Source organism: uncultured Aquimarina sp., assembly GCF_947495315.1.
GTDB lineage: Bacteria > Bacteroidota > Bacteroidia > Flavobacteriales > Flavobacteriaceae > Aquimarina.
Genome location: NZ_CANLYD010000002.1, coordinates 372,451 through 389,565 on the forward strand (window position 1 = coordinate 372,451; position 17,115 = coordinate 389,565).

At 33.2% G+C, this 17,115-nt stretch carries 14 protein-coding genes; 9 read left to right on the forward strand and 5 right to left on the reverse strand.

Features of this window, described 5'->3' with window-relative positions; translation table 11 throughout:
• Positions 1–106: 106 nt before the first annotated feature.
• The 4 genes from Q0910_RS05065 (at position 107) to Q0910_RS05080 (ending at position 4,621) form a co-directional block, all read left to right on the forward strand.
• Positions 107–1,141 (forward strand): VWA domain-containing protein, encoded by a 1,035-nt coding sequence (locus tag Q0910_RS05065; protein ID WP_299213234.1) that lies wholly within the window; start codon positions 107–109, stop codon positions 1,139–1,141.
• A 71-nt stretch (positions 1,142–1,212) separates the two neighbouring features.
• The gene (locus tag Q0910_RS05070) at positions 1,213–2,082 is read left to right on the forward strand and encodes a tetratricopeptide repeat protein (protein ID WP_299213236.1); all 870 of its coding nucleotides are present in this window, start codon (positions 1,213–1,215) and stop codon (positions 2,080–2,082) included.
• Positions 2,083–2,092: 10 nt separating this feature from the next.
• The gene (locus Q0910_RS05075) at positions 2,093–3,859 is read left to right on the forward strand and encodes a BatD family protein (protein ID WP_299213238.1); all 1,767 of its coding nucleotides are present in this window, start codon (positions 2,093–2,095) and stop codon (positions 3,857–3,859) included.
• Positions 3,860–3,871: 12 nt separating this feature from the next.
• Entirely contained in the window at positions 3,872–4,621 is a 750-nt protein-coding gene (locus Q0910_RS05080) for a tetratricopeptide repeat protein (RefSeq protein ID WP_299213240.1), read from the forward strand.
• 3 nt (positions 4,622–4,624) lie between these two features.
• Here Q0910_RS05080 and Q0910_RS05085 read toward each other — a convergent pair whose 3' ends face one another.
• Complete coding sequence (locus Q0910_RS05085) at positions 4,625–5,830, reverse strand: DUF418 domain-containing protein (RefSeq protein WP_299213241.1); 1,206 nt, start codon at positions 5,828–5,830, stop codon at positions 4,625–4,627.
• Positions 5,831–6,011: 181 nt separating this feature from the next.
• Here Q0910_RS05085 and Q0910_RS05090 point away from each other — a divergent pair, with 181 nt between their 5' ends.
• The 4 genes from Q0910_RS05090 (at position 6,012) to Q0910_RS05105 (ending at position 10,677) form a co-directional block, all read left to right on the forward strand.
• Complete coding sequence (locus Q0910_RS05090) at positions 6,012–6,344, forward strand: hypothetical protein (RefSeq protein WP_299213243.1); 333 nt, start codon at positions 6,012–6,014, stop codon at positions 6,342–6,344.
• Positions 6,345–6,474: 130 nt separating this feature from the next.
• Positions 6,475–8,052 (forward strand): SulP family inorganic anion transporter, encoded by a 1,578-nt coding sequence (locus Q0910_RS05095; RefSeq protein ID WP_299213503.1) that lies wholly within the window; start codon positions 6,475–6,477, stop codon positions 8,050–8,052.
• A 14-nt stretch (positions 8,053–8,066) separates the two neighbouring features.
• Positions 8,067–8,699, forward strand: a complete 633-nt coding sequence (locus tag Q0910_RS05100) for a carbonic anhydrase family protein (RefSeq protein ID WP_299213245.1) — start codon at positions 8,067–8,069, stop codon at positions 8,697–8,699.
• Between the two features lie 106 nt (positions 8,700–8,805).
• A complete protein-coding gene (locus Q0910_RS05105; RefSeq protein ID WP_299213247.1) occupies positions 8,806–10,677 on the forward strand; it encodes a SulP family inorganic anion transporter in 1,872 nt (623 codons plus the stop codon).
• Between the two features lie 41 nt (positions 10,678–10,718).
• Here Q0910_RS05105 and Q0910_RS05110 read toward each other — a convergent pair whose 3' ends face one another.
• The 4 genes from Q0910_RS05110 to Q0910_RS05125 form a co-directional block, all read right to left on the reverse strand.
• Positions 10,719–11,231 carry a CvpA family protein gene (locus Q0910_RS05110; protein WP_299213249.1) on the reverse strand — a complete coding sequence of 171 codons (513 nt, stop codon included), beginning with the start codon at positions 11,229–11,231 and terminating at the stop codon, positions 10,719–10,721.
• Between the two features lie 86 nt (positions 11,232–11,317).
• Positions 11,318–13,870, reverse strand: a complete 2,553-nt coding sequence (locus Q0910_RS05115) for a carboxypeptidase-like regulatory domain-containing protein (protein WP_299213251.1) — start codon at positions 13,868–13,870, stop codon at positions 11,318–11,320.
• Positions 13,871–13,947: 77 nt separating this feature from the next.
• A complete protein-coding gene (locus Q0910_RS05120; protein ID WP_298314515.1) occupies positions 13,948–14,847 on the reverse strand; it encodes a FecR family protein in 900 nt (299 codons plus the stop codon).
• A gap of 80 nt (positions 14,848–14,927) precedes the next feature.
• Positions 14,928–15,440, reverse strand: a complete 513-nt coding sequence (locus Q0910_RS05125) for an RNA polymerase sigma factor (protein WP_118459547.1) — start codon at positions 15,438–15,440, stop codon at positions 14,928–14,930.
• A 74-nt stretch (positions 15,441–15,514) separates the two neighbouring features.
• Between Q0910_RS05125 and Q0910_RS05130 the strand changes: the two genes are divergently transcribed.
• Positions 15,515–17,083, forward strand: a complete 1,569-nt coding sequence (locus tag Q0910_RS05130) for a 7TM domain-containing protein (RefSeq protein WP_298314513.1) — start codon at positions 15,515–15,517, stop codon at positions 17,081–17,083.
• The last annotated feature ends 32 nt before the right edge of the window (positions 17,084–17,115 follow it).

Here is a 17,115-nt window from a genome sequence, read left to right on the forward strand (position 1 = left end):
TAACTGTCATACTAAGATGTCACACTGAGCTTGCCGAAGTGTTGTCAAATTGCAGTCGGAGTGTATTTTAAATTACAGTAGTAAACTGTAGACTAAGAATAAAAAAATGTACTTACTAGAAGAAAAAATATATTTTTGGTTGTTATTGGTGATACCTATATTGATCCTACTATTTCTAGGTGTTTTAATTTGGAAAAAAACGACTCAGAAAAAATTTGCCGATAAGGAACTGTTAAAAAAATTAAGCCCAAACCAGTCGGTTTTTAAGTCAGTGCTTAAAGTGGTCATTATTAGTTTGGCTCTGGCATGTTTTATTGTGGCTTTGGTGAATCCCAAGGTTGGTACTAAATTAGAAACTGTAAAACGAGAAGGTGTAGATGTTGTATTTGCCATTGACGTATCTAAAAGTATGTTGGCAGAGGATATTGCGCCCAATCGGCTAGAGAAATCTAAACAATTGGTAACTCAAATCATTAATAATTTGGCAAGTGATCGTGTCGGTATCATTGCATATGCCGCTAGTGCATTCCCACAGTTACCAATTACTACAGATTATGGCTCTGCTAAAATGTTTTTGCAATCAATGAATACAGATATGCTTTCCTCTCAGGGTACAGCAATCAATGAAGCTATAGAATTAGCAAAAACATATTATGATGATGAAGAGCAAACCAACCGAGTGATGTTTATTATAAGTGATGGAGAAGATCATGAAGGAAATGTAGAATCCATGGCCGAAGATGCAGCTAAAGAAGGAATTAAAATATTTACCATTGGCGTTGGGACCACAAAAGGAGGTCCAATCCCGATTAAGCGTAATGGAATTGTACAGAATTATAAGAAAAATAGTCAGGGCGAAACTGTTATTACGAAACTGAATACGACAATTTTACAGGAAATTGCAAATCAAGCAAATGGCACATACATTGATGGTACAAGTACAAGTGCTGTAGTAGAAAATGTTACAGAGTTATTGCAAGGTATGGATAAGAAAGAATTCGAAGCTAAGCAATTTGCAGATTTCAAAGATCAGTTTCAGTGGTTTTTGGGAGCTGGTTTGTTATTGTTGTTTTTAGATGTTTTCTTATTAGAAAGAAAAACATCTTGGGTTAAAAAACTAAACTTGTTTAATGAACAATAGGTTATAAATAATAGAATTTGGTCACACTGAGCTTGTAGAAGTGTTGTCGAAGTGTAAAAAATAAAGACGTTATGAAGGATTTACTAATCATATTGTTGTGTTTCCAATTCGGAATAGGTTTTTCGCAGGAAGAAGAGGATAGAGCGGAAATTGTAGCCGAAGCAAACCGATTTGTAGCAACTGGTAATGAAGTACTGGTTAAAGATGGTAATTTCCCAAAGGCTGAAGGAGAGTATAGAAAGGCAATTTCTAAGAATCCGGTAGATACTAAGGCAAAATATAATTTAGCTAATGCCTATTACAATACCGAAAAATATGATGAGGCTACACAGCGTTATACAGAAGCTGTAAAAATTGCTGAATCAAAAGCCGAAAAGCATAAAGCATTCCATAATCAAGGGAATACCTATATGGAGCAAAAAAAGTATAAAGAAGCTGTAGAAGCCTATAAAAACGCTTTACGTAATAATTCTAAGGATGATGAGACTCGGTACAATTTGGCATTAGCAAAACAGTTATTAGAAAAACAAAAAAACGAAGATAAAGGAGGCGATAAAGATAATAAGGACGAAAACAAAGATAAAAACAACGAGAATAAGGATCAGGAAGGCGATAATAAAGAAGATAAAAAAGAAGGAGAAGACGATAAGGAGAAAAAAGGAGATGAAGGAGAGGATAAAAAGGATCAAAAAGGAGAAGACGAAAAAGATGAGAAAGGAGATCCAAAAGATGAAGGAAAAGATAAAAAGGAAGATAAAAAAGAAGGAGATGGAAAACCTGAAGAACAAAAGAAACAGCCTCAGCAAGTTCAGGGACAGTTATCTCCTCAGCAAGTGAAAAGTTTATTAGAAGCCATGAATAATGAAGAAAAGAAGGTGCAGGATAAGATAAATGCTAAAAAAGCAAAAGGAGCAAAAACTAAAACCGAGAAGGACTGGTAATAAAGAACAGATGAAACTAAAGTTAATTTTTCTAACACTATTTTTAGCAATAACTCAGATGAGTGTGGCTCAAGTTAAGTTTGAAGCTAAGGTGAGTAAGAAAAAGCTGGGTATTAATGAAAGATTACGTGTTGATTTTGAGATGAATCAAGACGGCGATAACTTTACACAACCTAGTTTTAATGGATTTACCGTTGTTGGAGGACCTAACCAATCTATAAGTAATTCGTGGATTAATGGTAAAAGATCATATGCTAAGACGTTTAGTTATTTTCTTTCCCCTACTAAGAGAGGAAATTTTACGATTGGACAGGCAACCATAGAAATTGATGGGCAAACATATAAGACATTACCAGTAAAAGTTCAAGTAACCGCGGCTGTACAAAAGCCGAAAGACGGTAATAACGCAGATTACGTGGCTAGTGAGAATTTGCATTTAATAGCCGAAGTTTCTAAATCGAATCCATACCTTAATGAAGCTATTACAGTAATATATAAGCTGTATGTTAGTCCGAGAATACAGATTAGTAATTTAAGAGAGATAGATAACCCAAAATACAGTGATTTTTGGAGTCAAGCCATTAAAATTGGTCAGCTAAAAGTAGAAAGAGGAGAGTTTAAAGGAGAACCTTATAATTTTGTTGTTTGCGGTAAGACTGTGTTATACCCTCAAAAAACAGGAAAGTTGGAGATTGAACCTCTTACATTGTCTATTGCTGTAGATGTTCCCACGAATCGTCGTGATATTTTTGGAGGAAAATTATACTCCACAGTAAATAAAACGGTAGCTGCGGGTACAAGAACAATCAACGTAAAACCTCTTCCGGAACAAGGTAAACCAGATGATTTTTCTGGAGCGGTAGGATCTTTTGATTTTAAAGTAACTCCCAATAGAACAGAATTAGATGCAACAGAGTCCTTAGAGACAAAAGTTTTAGTTTCTGGTAATGGAAATCTAAAACTTTTTGATTTACCAAAACTTAATGTACCTAATGGATTAGAACAATATGAACCAGAACACAACGAAAGAGTGCGGACAAATCTTGCCGGTATGGCTGGAAATATTTCCGATTCATATACACTGGTACCACAATTTAAGGGGACATATCCAATTCCACCTATTTCATTTTCCTATTTCGACCTAAAAACCGAAACATATAAGAGAATTACATCAGAAGAAATTGTGATCAATGTGAAGAACGGTCCTGATAGTGGTAGTATAGTGACTAATTCTGAAGCTTCGGGAACTACTAAAAAAACAGTGACGCAAACGGGAAGTCAATTTAGGTTTTTAAAACTAAATGCAAATCTGCAACCAATAGAGAAAGAATATTTCTTTAAATCTACAGGGTATTGGATTGCATTGACAGCACCACTATTGGCAATTCCGTTATTCTTGTTTTTTGGTAAAAAGAGAGAAGAAAGATTAAGTGATGTGAGTGGTAATAGAGTTAGAAAAGCAGATAAACTTGCTCGAAAGTACTTGTCAGAAGCCAAAAAGAACTTAGGAAACCAGAAGGAGTTTTATATCGCAATGGAGCGAGCATTGCATAATTATTTAAAAGCAAAACTGCATATCCAGACTAGCGAGATGAGTAAAGATCGTATCCAACGACTACTGAAGGAGAGAGAAGTAGAGGACACAACTTCTATAGAATTTATTGCGTTGTTAGAAAGTTGCGAGTTTGCCAGATATACTCCATCATCAACTACGGCTATGCAACAGGATTATGATAAAGCATCCCGAGTGATAGCAGCAATTGATAAACAATTATAAATATTGAAAGTAGTGAAGAATTTAGTAGTAATAGTTGTTTTTCTAATGAGTATGATAAGCATAGCTCAAAATGATCAGGTATTCGAAAAAGCCAATACTTTTTATAATCAAGAACAGTATCAGGAGGCTATTGATGCCTATAAATCAATTTTAGATAAAGGTCAGGAATCTGCTGAGTTATATTATAATCTTGGGAATGCTAATTACAAGTTGAGCAATATAGGCTCGAGTATTTATTATTACGAGAAAGCATTAGAACTGGCTCCTAACGATGAGGATATTACGAACAATCTTGCATTTGCTAATAATGCCACCATTGATGCTATCGATGTAATACCAGAAGGAGTAATTTCTAGGACTATTAATAGTTTTACCAATATGTTTAGTTTTGATATATGGGCTTGGATTTCTGTGTTTTGTATTGTTCTCTTTGTTGTATTATTTATATTGTACTATTCAGCCAGAATATCTTCTAAGAAACGATTATTTTTTCTTGGATCTTGGATTTCATTAATTATTGGTTTGTTTGGAATTTTCTTTGCATTTAAGCAGTATAACTTTATAGAGAATAATCAATATGCCATTATTTTTGCTCAGGAAACTACTATAAAAAGTGAACCTAATTTACGTAGCGAAGAAGTATTTGAACTTCACGAAGGAACAAAAGTCAAAGTAACAGAAACGGTAAATGATTGGAAAAAAATTAAACTTGCGGATGGAAAAATAGGGTGGATTCCTGCGACAGACCTTAAAGAACTATAGAATTTATTTTCTAAAAACTTGAATCTTACCTTTAGTAGCACTTCGCCATAACCATTCTAATGGGCCATATCTAAATTTTTGTAGCCATACTTTACTTCCTATAGCTTGTAATGAAATCAGAGCTAAAGCTATAATAACGAGGTAAATCGTCTGTAGTTTTCCTAAAAGACCTAATCCCCAGCCAAAAAGTAAAAAAGTACCAATAATCGACTGTAGAACATAATTGGTTAATGCCATTCTACCATATGAGGAAAAAAAGGAAAGAAATTGATATCCGCGTTTTTTTCGATATAAAAGAATAAAGCCCGAAAGAATGATTGTTGTAAGTGCTATATTAGACAAATCATAGACATTGATACCTACTACGTGTAACCAGCTTTTAAAATCAACAGGTTGTGGCGATAGTGCAAATACTCCTGCAGTTATTGCCATAGCAATTACAAAGCATATAAGTCCTCGTTTAAGCCATTTTTTGACCAATGGTATTTTTTCTTCTACATTTTGAAATATCCCAATTTTACCTAGCCATAAACCAATCAGAAAATATCCAAATGTTAAATAGAATCTTGCAAATACCCCAATTTGAAAATCCATTTTTTGTAACATTCCATGACCAGCGTTTGCCGTAAATACTTCTGTAATACTACCTTCCTTTAGTGTTGATATGTACTCTATATTTACGGCACTGTTCCCATCCATAATTGGGGGAAGCCCAAAAGCACTTTCATTGCCTAGAATTGCATATGATATGAATCTAGGGATGCTTACTAAAAACAATCCGGCAACTAAAAGAATCCATTTGTTTTGTAAATGATAAAACGGAATGAGGAAAGGAGTCAGCATTGCATATATAGTTAGAATATCTCCTTTGTAAAATAATTGATGCGTATAACCAATGATAAATAATAAAAAAGCTCTCCAGAGAAAACGTATTCCAAAGTTTTCCCCTCTTTTAGCTGCAGCATCCATTTGTATAAAAAAACTAAGACCAAAAAGAATTGAAAATAGGGCAAAGAACTTACCAATAATAAAGAAACCAATAACTCCTCCTAGTATTTGATCAAAAATACTATTCGTGACTTCCATTAGATTTTCGGATGGAGGAGAAGCAATATATTGTTCATTCATATGAACTAGACATACACCAGCCAAAGCAAAACCTCGCAAAGCATCAATAATTACAATTCTATTAGAAGTAAGATTTTTCAAGATGACTAAAATTACTTTATTGAAGTTGTTTAAGCAAAGACTGAAAGTTAAATTCTCCTAATATTGTGAGTTCATTTATTTTTAAGTGTTAATAAATAACAGCTCGATTGATCAATTTTACAATTCATTTAACAAATTTTGAAAGTATTACTATTATTTTTATAACCCATTAAAAAAATTTATGCCTACCATAAAAATTAAAATAGCAAAATTTTTGATCATATCAGGTTTCCTATTCCATATAGGAAACTATGTAATTGAGTTATTTAATTTTTATAATGGTGATATAGACTCTATCGCCTATATCATAGATGATACTGAGGAAAAATCCGAATCTAAAGAAAAGGACAGTTCAGAAAAAGAAGATCTTAAAGAAAAGGACAAGATTTCTCAATATACTGATGATAAAAACACCAGAGTCTCTATTTTAATTCTAAAAGACTATCCAGAAATAAATTGCGGAAAATCATCCGTATATCTAGAATTTACAACACCTCCTCCAGAGTTTTCATAATTTTTTATTAAATAGCTTTTCTCTTTTTACTTCGGTATTCGTTAAGGGAATGCATCTTTTGATTTTTAAAATCAATGTAAACCTCAATCGCCTGATTTTAGGCACTAACTTAATCATTAAAATTATGAGTATTTTAAAAAATATAAAAAGCGACCTTCCAGCAAGTATTGTCGTGTTTTTTGTAGCATTACCATTATGTTTAGGAATCGCGTTAGCAAGTGGCGCTCCTCTTTTCTCTGGTCTAATTGCAGGAATAGTGGGAGGAATTATGGTAGGAGCCTTGAGTGGTTCGCAAATTGGAGTTAGTGGACCAGCTGCAGGATTAGCTGCGATTGTATTAACCTCTATTGGTGCTCTTGGTGGTTTCGAGAATTTCTTAGTAGCTGTTGTACTTGGAGGTGCAATCCAAATATTATTTGGAATTTTAAAAGCCGGTATTATAGGGTACTATTTCCCTTCGTCTGTTATAAAGGGAATGCTTACTGGAATTGGGATTATAATAATCCTGAAACAGATACCACATTTTTTCGGATATGATAGTGCGTCTGAAGGTGATTTTGCATTCTTCCAAACTGATGGAGAAAATACATTTTCAGGAATTATCAATGCTTTTAAATCCATAAGTCTTGGTTCTACTTTGATCGCTGTTATTGGCTTGGGGATTTTAATATTATGGGATAAGGTGTTAACTAAAAAGGCGAGAGTATTTCAACTCGTACAAGGACCATTGGTTGCAGTAGTTATAGGGATTGTTTTTTATATTTTTGCAGGAGGTTCTTCTTTAGAAATTTCCAATATTCATCTGGTAAATGTTCCAATTCCAGACGGCATATCTTCATTTTTAGGACAATTTAGTTTTCCTAATTTTGGTGCGATTACGAGTACAGATGTATGGATTACTGCTTTTACTATCGCTTTGGTAGCAAGTCTAGAGACCTTACTTTGTGTAGAAGCAACAGATAAACTAGATCCAGAAAAAAGAGTAACACCAACTAATCGTGAACTATTAGCTCAAGGAGCTGGAAACATGGTCTCTGGATTGATTGGTGGGTTGCCTATAACACAAGTTATTGTTCGTAGTTCGGCTAACATACAATCAGGAGGGAAAAGTAAGATGTCTGCAATTATTCACGGATTCTTTCTTTTAACTTCGGTTATTTTGATACCGAGATTGTTAAATATGATTCCTCTTTCTGTATTGGCAGCTATTCTTTTTATTGTTGGATATAAACTAGCGAAACCATCAACATTCAAAGCTATGTGGACTGCCGGTTGGAAACAGTTTGTTCCGTTTATTGTTACTGTGCTAGGTATTGTATTTACTGATTTATTAGTAGGAATAGGACTTGGATTAGCAGTAGGAATTGTTGTTATCTTATTTAAAAGTTATCAGAACTCCCACTTTTTGCATATTGAAGATAAAAGTAATGGAAAGCATAAGGTTAAAATGACCTTGGCAGAAGAGGTTACGTTTTTTAATAAAGGAGCGATCCTAAAAGAATTAGATAGATTGCCTGAAGATACATATCTTACCTTAGATGTTAGAAAAACCAGGTACTTGGATAATGATATTATTGAAATATTAGAAGATTTTTCTGAAAAGGCTAAAAACCGAAATATTGATATTCAATTAATATCTGAACGAGGAATAGCTGAAAATCCGGATAGTTATATAGATTTTTTTAAATTAAGACCCAAAACAGCATAAATAAAGTAATAATTATGAAAGCACATACTAAAGAAACACAAGCAGCAATTACTCCGCAAATAGCACTACAATTGTTGAAAGAAGGGAACCAAAGATTTCAGAAGAAACATATGGCTGATCGCGATCTTTTGGATCAGGTAAATGACACTAAAAGTGGTCAGTTTCCATTTGCAACAATCTTAAGTTGTATTGATTCCAGAGTTTCTTCAGAATTAATTTTTGATCAGGGAATAGGAGATGTTTTCAGTGCGCGAGTAGCAGGTAATTTTGTAAATGAGGATATCCTAGGAAGCATGGAGTTTGCTTGTAAACTAGCAGGAACCAAATTAGTATTGGTTTTAGGGCATACTGCTTGTGGTGCGGTAAAAGGAGCTTGTGATGATGCAAAACTAGGAAATCTTACTGCCTTATTAAGTAAAATAAAACCAGCAGTAGCTGCGGTAACTGAACCTTCTGATGAATCGCTAAGAAATTCTAAGAATATCGAATTTGTTAATGAAGTAGCTGTTAAAAATGTGCATATGACAATCGATAATATTCGAAAAGAGAGTAGTGTGCTAAAAGAAATGGAAGACAATAAAGAAATACTCCTTATTGGTGGGATGTATGATATTAACGACGGTAGTGTAACCTTTTTCGAAGGCTAAAAATGCTAAAACTTTCTTAAAAAAAGGCTTAAGTTATAATGACTTAGGCCTTTTTTACTTCAGTTCTAATAGTTTTACTATTATTGTTCCTTGTAAAACTAGAAAGATGAAAGGATTTTTTGGAAACTTTAAAGGCGATGCATTCGGTGGTTTAACCGCTGGTATTGTTGCACTTCCATTAGCGTTAGCGTTTGGAGTATCTTCAGGTTTAGGTCCAACTGCTGGGCTATATGGTGCCATTTTTATTAGTTTTTTTGCAGCATTGTTTGGTGGAACCAGTACTCAGATTTCTGGACCAACAGCACCTATGACAGCAGTAAGTATGGTGATAATTGCTGGAATCATTGCAACAAATGATGGGAGTGTAGAAAAGGCATTACCTGCGATACTTACCGTGTTTTTATTAGCTGGATTAATGCAGGTAGGTTTAGGATTAATAGGGTTAGGAAAATATATTAGATATATTCCGTATCCTGTTGTTTCTGGGTTTATGACAGCCATCGGAGTCATTATTTTATTAACTCAGATACTACCTTCATTAGGATATTACCCTAAAGAAGATGTGGAGTTTGTAGAACGTTTCAAACCTCAGGCTGAAGAAGTAATTCTTGAAAATATTCTAAAAGAGGAGGCAGGAGAAGGAATCTTAGTGCTAGAAGATTTCAAAGAAACTATTTCCAGAGCAAACACCATATCACAAGATGATATTTTAAGGGAATCCAAAACTTTAGCTGCTAAAGATGCTTCAGGAACCATAGGAGCTTTGAAAGTTTTACCAAGAGCTTTAAAAAACATCAATTGGTTAGAATTATTACTGGCAATAGGAACCATTATTATTATATATGGGTTTAAAAGGATTACAACAGCGGTTCCAAGTACATTGGTAGCATTAATAGTAATGTCTGGAATAGCGGTTGGATTTGGACTCGAATATAGACCAATTGAAGAAATCCCGACTGGAATTCCAATTCCTAAATGGGAAATTTTCACAAAGTTTAATCTTGGAAGTATTACTCCTTATATATTTACGGCACTTACTTTATCACTTTTAGGTGCAATAGATTCTTTGTTAACCAGTGTAGTAGCAGATAACATGACCAAAACGAAGCATAAACCTAATAAGGAATTAGTAGGTCAAGGAATCGGAAATAGTATAGCTGCCATATTTGGTGGTATTCCGGGAGCTGGAGCAACGATCAGAACCGTTGTTAATATTAATGCCGGAGGAAAAACTAAATTGTCCGGAATGATCGCGGGTATTTTGTTATTGATAATTATGTTAGCATTAGGACCAGTAGCATCAAAAATTCCAGCAGCAGTTTTAGCTGGAATACTAATTACGGTGGGTATTGGAGTAATGGATTACAAAGGGTTGAAAGCAATTCCAAGTTTACCAAAGGATATTAAATTAGGCCCTTTAAAATTAAGTTCTGAAGTATTGATCATGTTAACTGTTTTAGTACTGTCTACATTTTGGGATTTAATATATGCTGTAGGTATAGGTTTAGTGATTGCTTCATTAATGTTTATGAAAAAGATTGGAGATTTAACAGCAGAAAGATCTGATGTAAAACCTCTAAAAGAAGAAGGATGGAAAGATGAAAAAGATTTTCCTACCAGTTTACAAGAAAAGGTTTTTATTAAACATCTTAAAGGACCTTTGTTTTTTGGTTCTACCAGTGATTTTCAGCAATTAGCTTCTCAGATACCGGAAACCGCATCTGTTGTCATTATGAGACTAGGACGAATGCAATATATGGATCAAACAGGATTATATGCTATGGAAGAGATGCTTTTAGATCTTAAAAAGAAGAATATCAATATATTATTTGTTAGTTTATTGAAACAACCAAGATATATGATGGAACGTATTGATATTATTCCTGACTTTATTCCCGAATCGAGTATTTTTGATGACTTTGCGAGCTGTTTGAAGTATGTAAAAGAGTATGGGGATAAAGGGCTTTTGGATGGTTAAAAACAATGAGTCTTTTTAGCGAGTTTATGATAGAAAAACAGTTAAACTGTAGTGTCAGAATTATCACTTCGTTCACTTTTTAAAATATTCGGTAGTACCATCGGTGCTAACTTTTTTACAGGAGAATAGAGTATAGAAGAATCTAATGTTTCTTGCTTAATTATATTTAGAGATCTATTTCCAGCATCTACAAATATGATAACTACACTGGCTATAAATGCAAACTTTAATACGCCAAATGCTGCACCCAGAAGTTTATTAAGAATTCCTAAAGAGGCAAAATCAGCAATTTTAGTCAATAATTTTCCGGCAAGAGAAATCAGAATTACCACAACAATAAATGTGATGGCAAAAGCGGTAAGTTTCATAGCCCCATCTCCCCAATCAACATATTGCTCTAAATATCCTCCTACAAGGTGAGAAAAATGTACAGCGATATAAATTCCGGCAACTAAAGCAACCAAAGAAGCTAGCGAAACGAATAAACCTTTACTAAACCCCTTGATTAATCCCCATAGCAACAATATGCCTAAAATGATATCTATGTAATTCATTGATAATTTTGTTTGGACTAATATAATGTTTTAAATCAAAATTTTGTAGTATCTAGAAAATAGCCTCAAACAATTAATTAACGGATTTAGAAATATACCCTTAATGTTATATTCGGTGTAATTCCTAAGGATTGTTGTCGGATTACATCCAGTTCCACATTTTCTGTATCAGCATTTTCATCTGCTTGATAACGTATTGAAATAGGTACTTGTCGATCATAAATATTGAGTAAAGAGACACCGATTTGACCTCTCCATTTTTTATTTTTATTAATATCAAAATGATAAATCAATGAGGCATCTAAACGATGATATTCAGGTAAATTTCTGGAATTAGGAGTGCTAAACTCTATATCTTCATTGAGAAGATCAGCATCTGTAAAAGGAGCACCTGATCTCCAGATCCAACCTAAAGAGAACTCCCAATTTTTAATTTCTAACGTACTAGAAAATCTAAAACTATGTGTGATATCATTATTTCCTGGAAATGATGACTCTTGTAGTTCAGGAAACGTATAGTCGATATCATTAAAAGTATATCCAATCCAGGTTCTTAAATTTTTGAATCGTTTCTTTAGTAATACATCTAAACCTATGATATCACTTTCACCTGTGGAAAATTCATTATTGATATTGTTAAATCCATTAGTAAGCGAGGTTAGACCATTAATATTTTTGTAGTATCCATCTATCTCAAAATTCCAATCATTTTTAGAGAACAATAATCCACCAGAAAACTGTGCGCTTTTTAATAATGGAATTTCTTCATTATTAGAGTGGATCCATAAGCTGTTTTCTAACCGGAGCTGAGTATCTTCGAATTCTACCAATTGACTTATGGGTTGGTATCTGAGCTCACCAGTAGCTTTTACACGTAAGTTTTTGGTAATCGGATACTCAATGTTTATTCTTGGTTCAGTATAGAACTGATCAACCACTGAATAATGAGAAGCTCGAAACCCTAGATTGATTAACCCCTTATTTTTAAAAGAAAATTTATAATTGGCGTAGATTGAGTTTGCATTGTTTTTTACAAGATCCGTTTCATTAATTGGAGTTTCGAATTCACCATCTCTAGTAATATTATAAAAAACTTTATTGTTAGAGAATTGATAACCAATGGTTACTGAATGTTTTTTGTATATATCGTATGTCAGATCAAGGTCAAAGCCAATATCTTCTACAGTGTTTTTTCGAATAGATTGTTCCTCTATTACCATCTCCTCTCGCTCGGTAAAACTATAATCAGAGTCATAATTAGAGTAGTATCCCTTAATACCATAATGAAGACGATCTAGTTTTGTGCCTATCCAAGAAAAACTGGCTCCTTTATTTTGTATAGTAAGATCATCAGTTAGTAGATCTTCTTCGTTATTTATTTCAAAAGCAAGATCATTTTTAGTGTATATTCCGCTTACTAGAATTTTATCGTTTTCAGAAATATCGGCAATTAATTTTACACTTGTATCGTAGAAAAAAAAGTTGTTATCCGATATTTCTTCTTCTATTTCATCTTCGTCCTCTAGATCGATTGGATTTAATGCATCAGTTATTTTAGTATTTTGAAATACTTTGTCAAAATATGCAGAGTAGGTTGGAGTTTCTAAGTAATCCGTATATGCTCTTCTCCCAGAGATAACTAGTCCTACTTTATTTGAGATAGGTGTTTTTAAGAAAAGATCAGCATGTGTACCATTAAGCCCCATTCCACCATTAAATTTTTTAGGCACTTCTGTATCACTAGAAATATCGATTACTCCAGATACTCTATCTCCATATTTAGGATCGGCGCCTCCTTTAAAGATTTTTGTATCAGAAACAACGTATGGATTAAAAGCTGAAATGAGCCCAAAAAAATGTCCTGTATTATACATTTTTATATTATCCCAAAGAATTAAGTTTTGATCAGGAGAACCACCTCTAATTTGTATGCCTGTTGCAGTTTCATCAGGACTACTAATACCAGGAATCAATTGCATACTTTGAAAAATATCGGGCTCAATTTGACCAGGTAGAATTCCTAAATTTTCATTAACAATACCAAGAGATCCATCAATATTTTTCCCGAGCCCTTTAGTAATATATTCTATGATAAGTACTTCTTCTAATGCAGTACTTTCTGTTATAAGTCTTATGCGTTGACAAACTGATTTTTGGAAAGTTGCTACTGGAACAGTTTTTTCTGTGTATCCCACATACTGAATCGTAATAGAAGTATTCTTATCTATTTTTTCCAAAAGGAAAAAGCCGTTTTCGTCAGAAATAACACCTTCATTTGTTTCTTTTATTACTACAGAAGCATAGGATAGTGGACCATTAGTATCGGCATCAAATATATATCCACATATAGAAGTTTTTGTATCAGGAGCGCTTACGGTTACTTGTCTATCAGATATTTTATTATAAGTAAGATTGGTTAGAATTCTTAAAGTCACCAAAATCTCATCAAGAGGAGTATTGTTAAGTGAAAGTGTTATCACTTTGTCTTTTACTACATCATTACTAAAAGAAAAAATTAATCCATAGGATTCAGCGATTTCGGTAAGTACCTGATGCAAAGGCGCTTTTTTATAATTTTTCTTTACCTGTGCCTGCATCGAATAGGTTAAAAAGAATAGTAGGAAAACAGCTTTTTTCATTAAAATAAAATAACAGGTAACATTAAAATTTTATGTTTTTTATGGTTTGTATCAGTCGTGTTCGGCACTTATCAAAACTATTTATTAGATAATTTTACACTTAGACCATTAATAACATACTCTATATTCATTGGAACTAGTACAGATTCTAAAGCAAGATCAAGATTGTTATATAAGAAACCTCCAGAAAACAGCTTATTTTCATCAATATTGGTTCTTATAAAAGTGATGTTATATTGCCTTTCTAATTCATCTAAAACTTCTTTTAAAGGAATGCTTATAAAAAGGCTTTCTCCATTTTTCCATAATGGTCCAGATCTAGAAATACTTGTTTTATGTAATTTGTTGTCTTTAAGTGAAACAGCTTCCCCTTTCTTAATTATTTGTTGTTGATTAGAATTAGTTTCTACACTCACTTTACCTTCATAACAGGCTACTTCGAAAATGGTATTTCTCGATTTTACATTAAAAACAGTTCCTAGCACTTCTATTTTTCCGGAATCTGTTATAACCGTGAAATTATTGCCTGTTTCTACTTTAAACAAGCCTTCTCCGTCTAGTTGTACTTCTCTGTTTTGAGACCAAAAGAAACGATTGTAGGTTAAAGTTGAGCCTGCATTAAGATCAGCAGTACTTCCATCAGGTAATATAACTGAAAGCTGTGTCCCTAGGTCTACTGTATGGCTAACTTTATTAAAAAACAATCCAATAATAAGTAAAATGGATGCAGCAGCTGAAATCGCATAAATAAAAGGTTTCAAACGAATGACTTTTCCTTTTTTCTGATCCTGTAGTTTTTGTAAAGTAACAGCAAGAGATGCTTCTTCGTCAAATGAAGGTGCGTCAAAGTATTCAAGACCTTTTACAATTTTATCGTAGTCATCAAATTCTTCCGACTTTTTAAACTGTTCTAGCTCTTGAGGAGTTAAATCATCGTTCAACCATTTTGCCAAATATGGATTTTTGTCCTCAGCCATTTAATTTGTAATTGTTTTTTCGAATAATTAGGATTGCTATTTGCCATATAACCGGCGATATACTAAATACCCTACCTTATTTAAATATTTTTTATGATTTTCCTTAACTTCTTTAGAGCATTGTGCATTCTTTTTTCTACTGCTTTTACCGAAATACCTAGCATTTCAGCTATTTCATTGTATGTTTTTTTATCTATACGATTTAACAGAAATACTTCTCGTTGTGCTTCGGTAAGATCAGCTATTGCATTCTGTAACTTTATCATAAACTCTTTTTCTTCTAATATAAAATCAGGAGATTCATGGTTTCTGTCTCTATGGGACAACTTACTGTATGCTAATCGTACTTTTTGATGCTCGACCTGATTGAGAAATAAATTTGTGGATGCTTTATACAAAAAAGCCCTCGCTTTTTCTAAGATTATTTTTTTGCAGTTATTCCATAATCGAATAAAAGCCTCTTGCATAATATCTTCTGCCTGATCTGGATCTCCACATTTGTAATAAATATGATTTCTAATAGTCCTGGAATGCGCTTTGAACAACTCATTGAATACAGGCTGATCGCATACGGATTTGGGAGATACACTCATAGGGGGAATATTTTTTTTAATCCAGGGTAGGGTATTTTTCTTATGTCCGGTTATACAGCCAAAAATAACTCATTATGAATTCCAAAACAAATCTTAGAATTACGGTTATCTTGATTACTGTTATAGCTATTACCTCAATTGGATTTAAGTTGAAACCAATTATAAATAACTATGATAACTTTAATCCTGATGAAGTGTATAAGGTAAATTATACTTATTTTTTTAAGTCAGGCGACAAAAACACATTTGTAAAAACGTTTATTCCTAAAAATAATTTCAGACAAAGAATTTCTGAGGGAAATACCCAAAAAGATAGTGCTTTGCATTTCAAGAAAAAAGAAGAAGAGAATGAAAATATAAGAGCGATTTGGAATACTACAAATAAGAATCAATATCATTCTGTAAACTACGAATTCATTTTTGAGGGAAAAGATAAAAACTATATTATTCCTAAAACATTTATTACAATACCTGATGCGTATAAAAAATACTTGGAACCAACACTGAATATTCAATCGGATGATGAATCCATAAGTGAATTAGCCAAACGGCTTGTTCGGGAGACCACAAATGATAAAGAGGTTATTAAAAATATTTTTGATTATGTATCCGGTATTCCTTCTGCACCAATTATTACATTAACGGATGCATTAACTACAATCCGACAAAATAAGGCGTCCTGCAACGGAAAGAGTAGACTATTTGTAGCCTTATCAAGAAATCTGGGATATCCTGCTAGAATAAAAGGAGGAATCATCGCAGAAAACTCTAATAAAAGAACATCTCACGTTTGGGCAGAAGTCCTGATTAATGAGACTTGGATACCTTTTGATACCTTAAATAATCACTTTGCATATATACCTTCTAATTATTTAGAGATTTATCAGGGAGATGAATTCTTAATAACCCATACATCTGGAATTCAGTTTGATTATACGTACCAAATAGAAGAAGTAAATCATATTGCTTTTTTGAAGATGAATTCTGAAGAGATACGCAACTTATCAGGGATTTCTCTTTGGGGACTTGTAGAAGGAGGTATCATGCCAAAAAAATCATTAAACCTTTTGCTGTTATTGCCTTTAGGAGGTTTATTAGTAGCTTTTTTAAGAAATGTAGTAGGAGTAAAGACATTCGGGATTTTTCTTCCTGTTTTGATCGCATTTTCTATGCTACATATTGGTTTTGTATCGGGAATTATACTATTTGTTGGATTGATTTTATTAGTGGGGTTGATCTCTTATCCTTTTGATAAAATAGGCTTGTTGTATACGCCTAAACTAGTAGTTTCTTTGACAATTATGGTTGGGTTAATGATTATAGCTACGACAATCGGACTAAAGTATAAGATAACCTGGCTTACAACATTAACCTTTTTTCCAACTATTATTCTTACAATAGCTGCAGAACGCTTTTCGCGAGCAACTGTCGAGGACGGTTATAAAATGGCGATCGATAAGCTATTTCAAACCTTGTTAGCTACTACAATCTGCTTTGGATTACTATCCTGGAAAGCATTACCATCGATCCTAATAATCTTCCCAGAGATTATACTACTAATTATTTCCTCTGCAATCCTTCTAGGAAGATATATAGGCATTAGATGGGTAGAGTTTTATCGTTTCAAACCACTATTTAGTTAATCAATCCATAAGAAACAGTATTCCAACCCTAT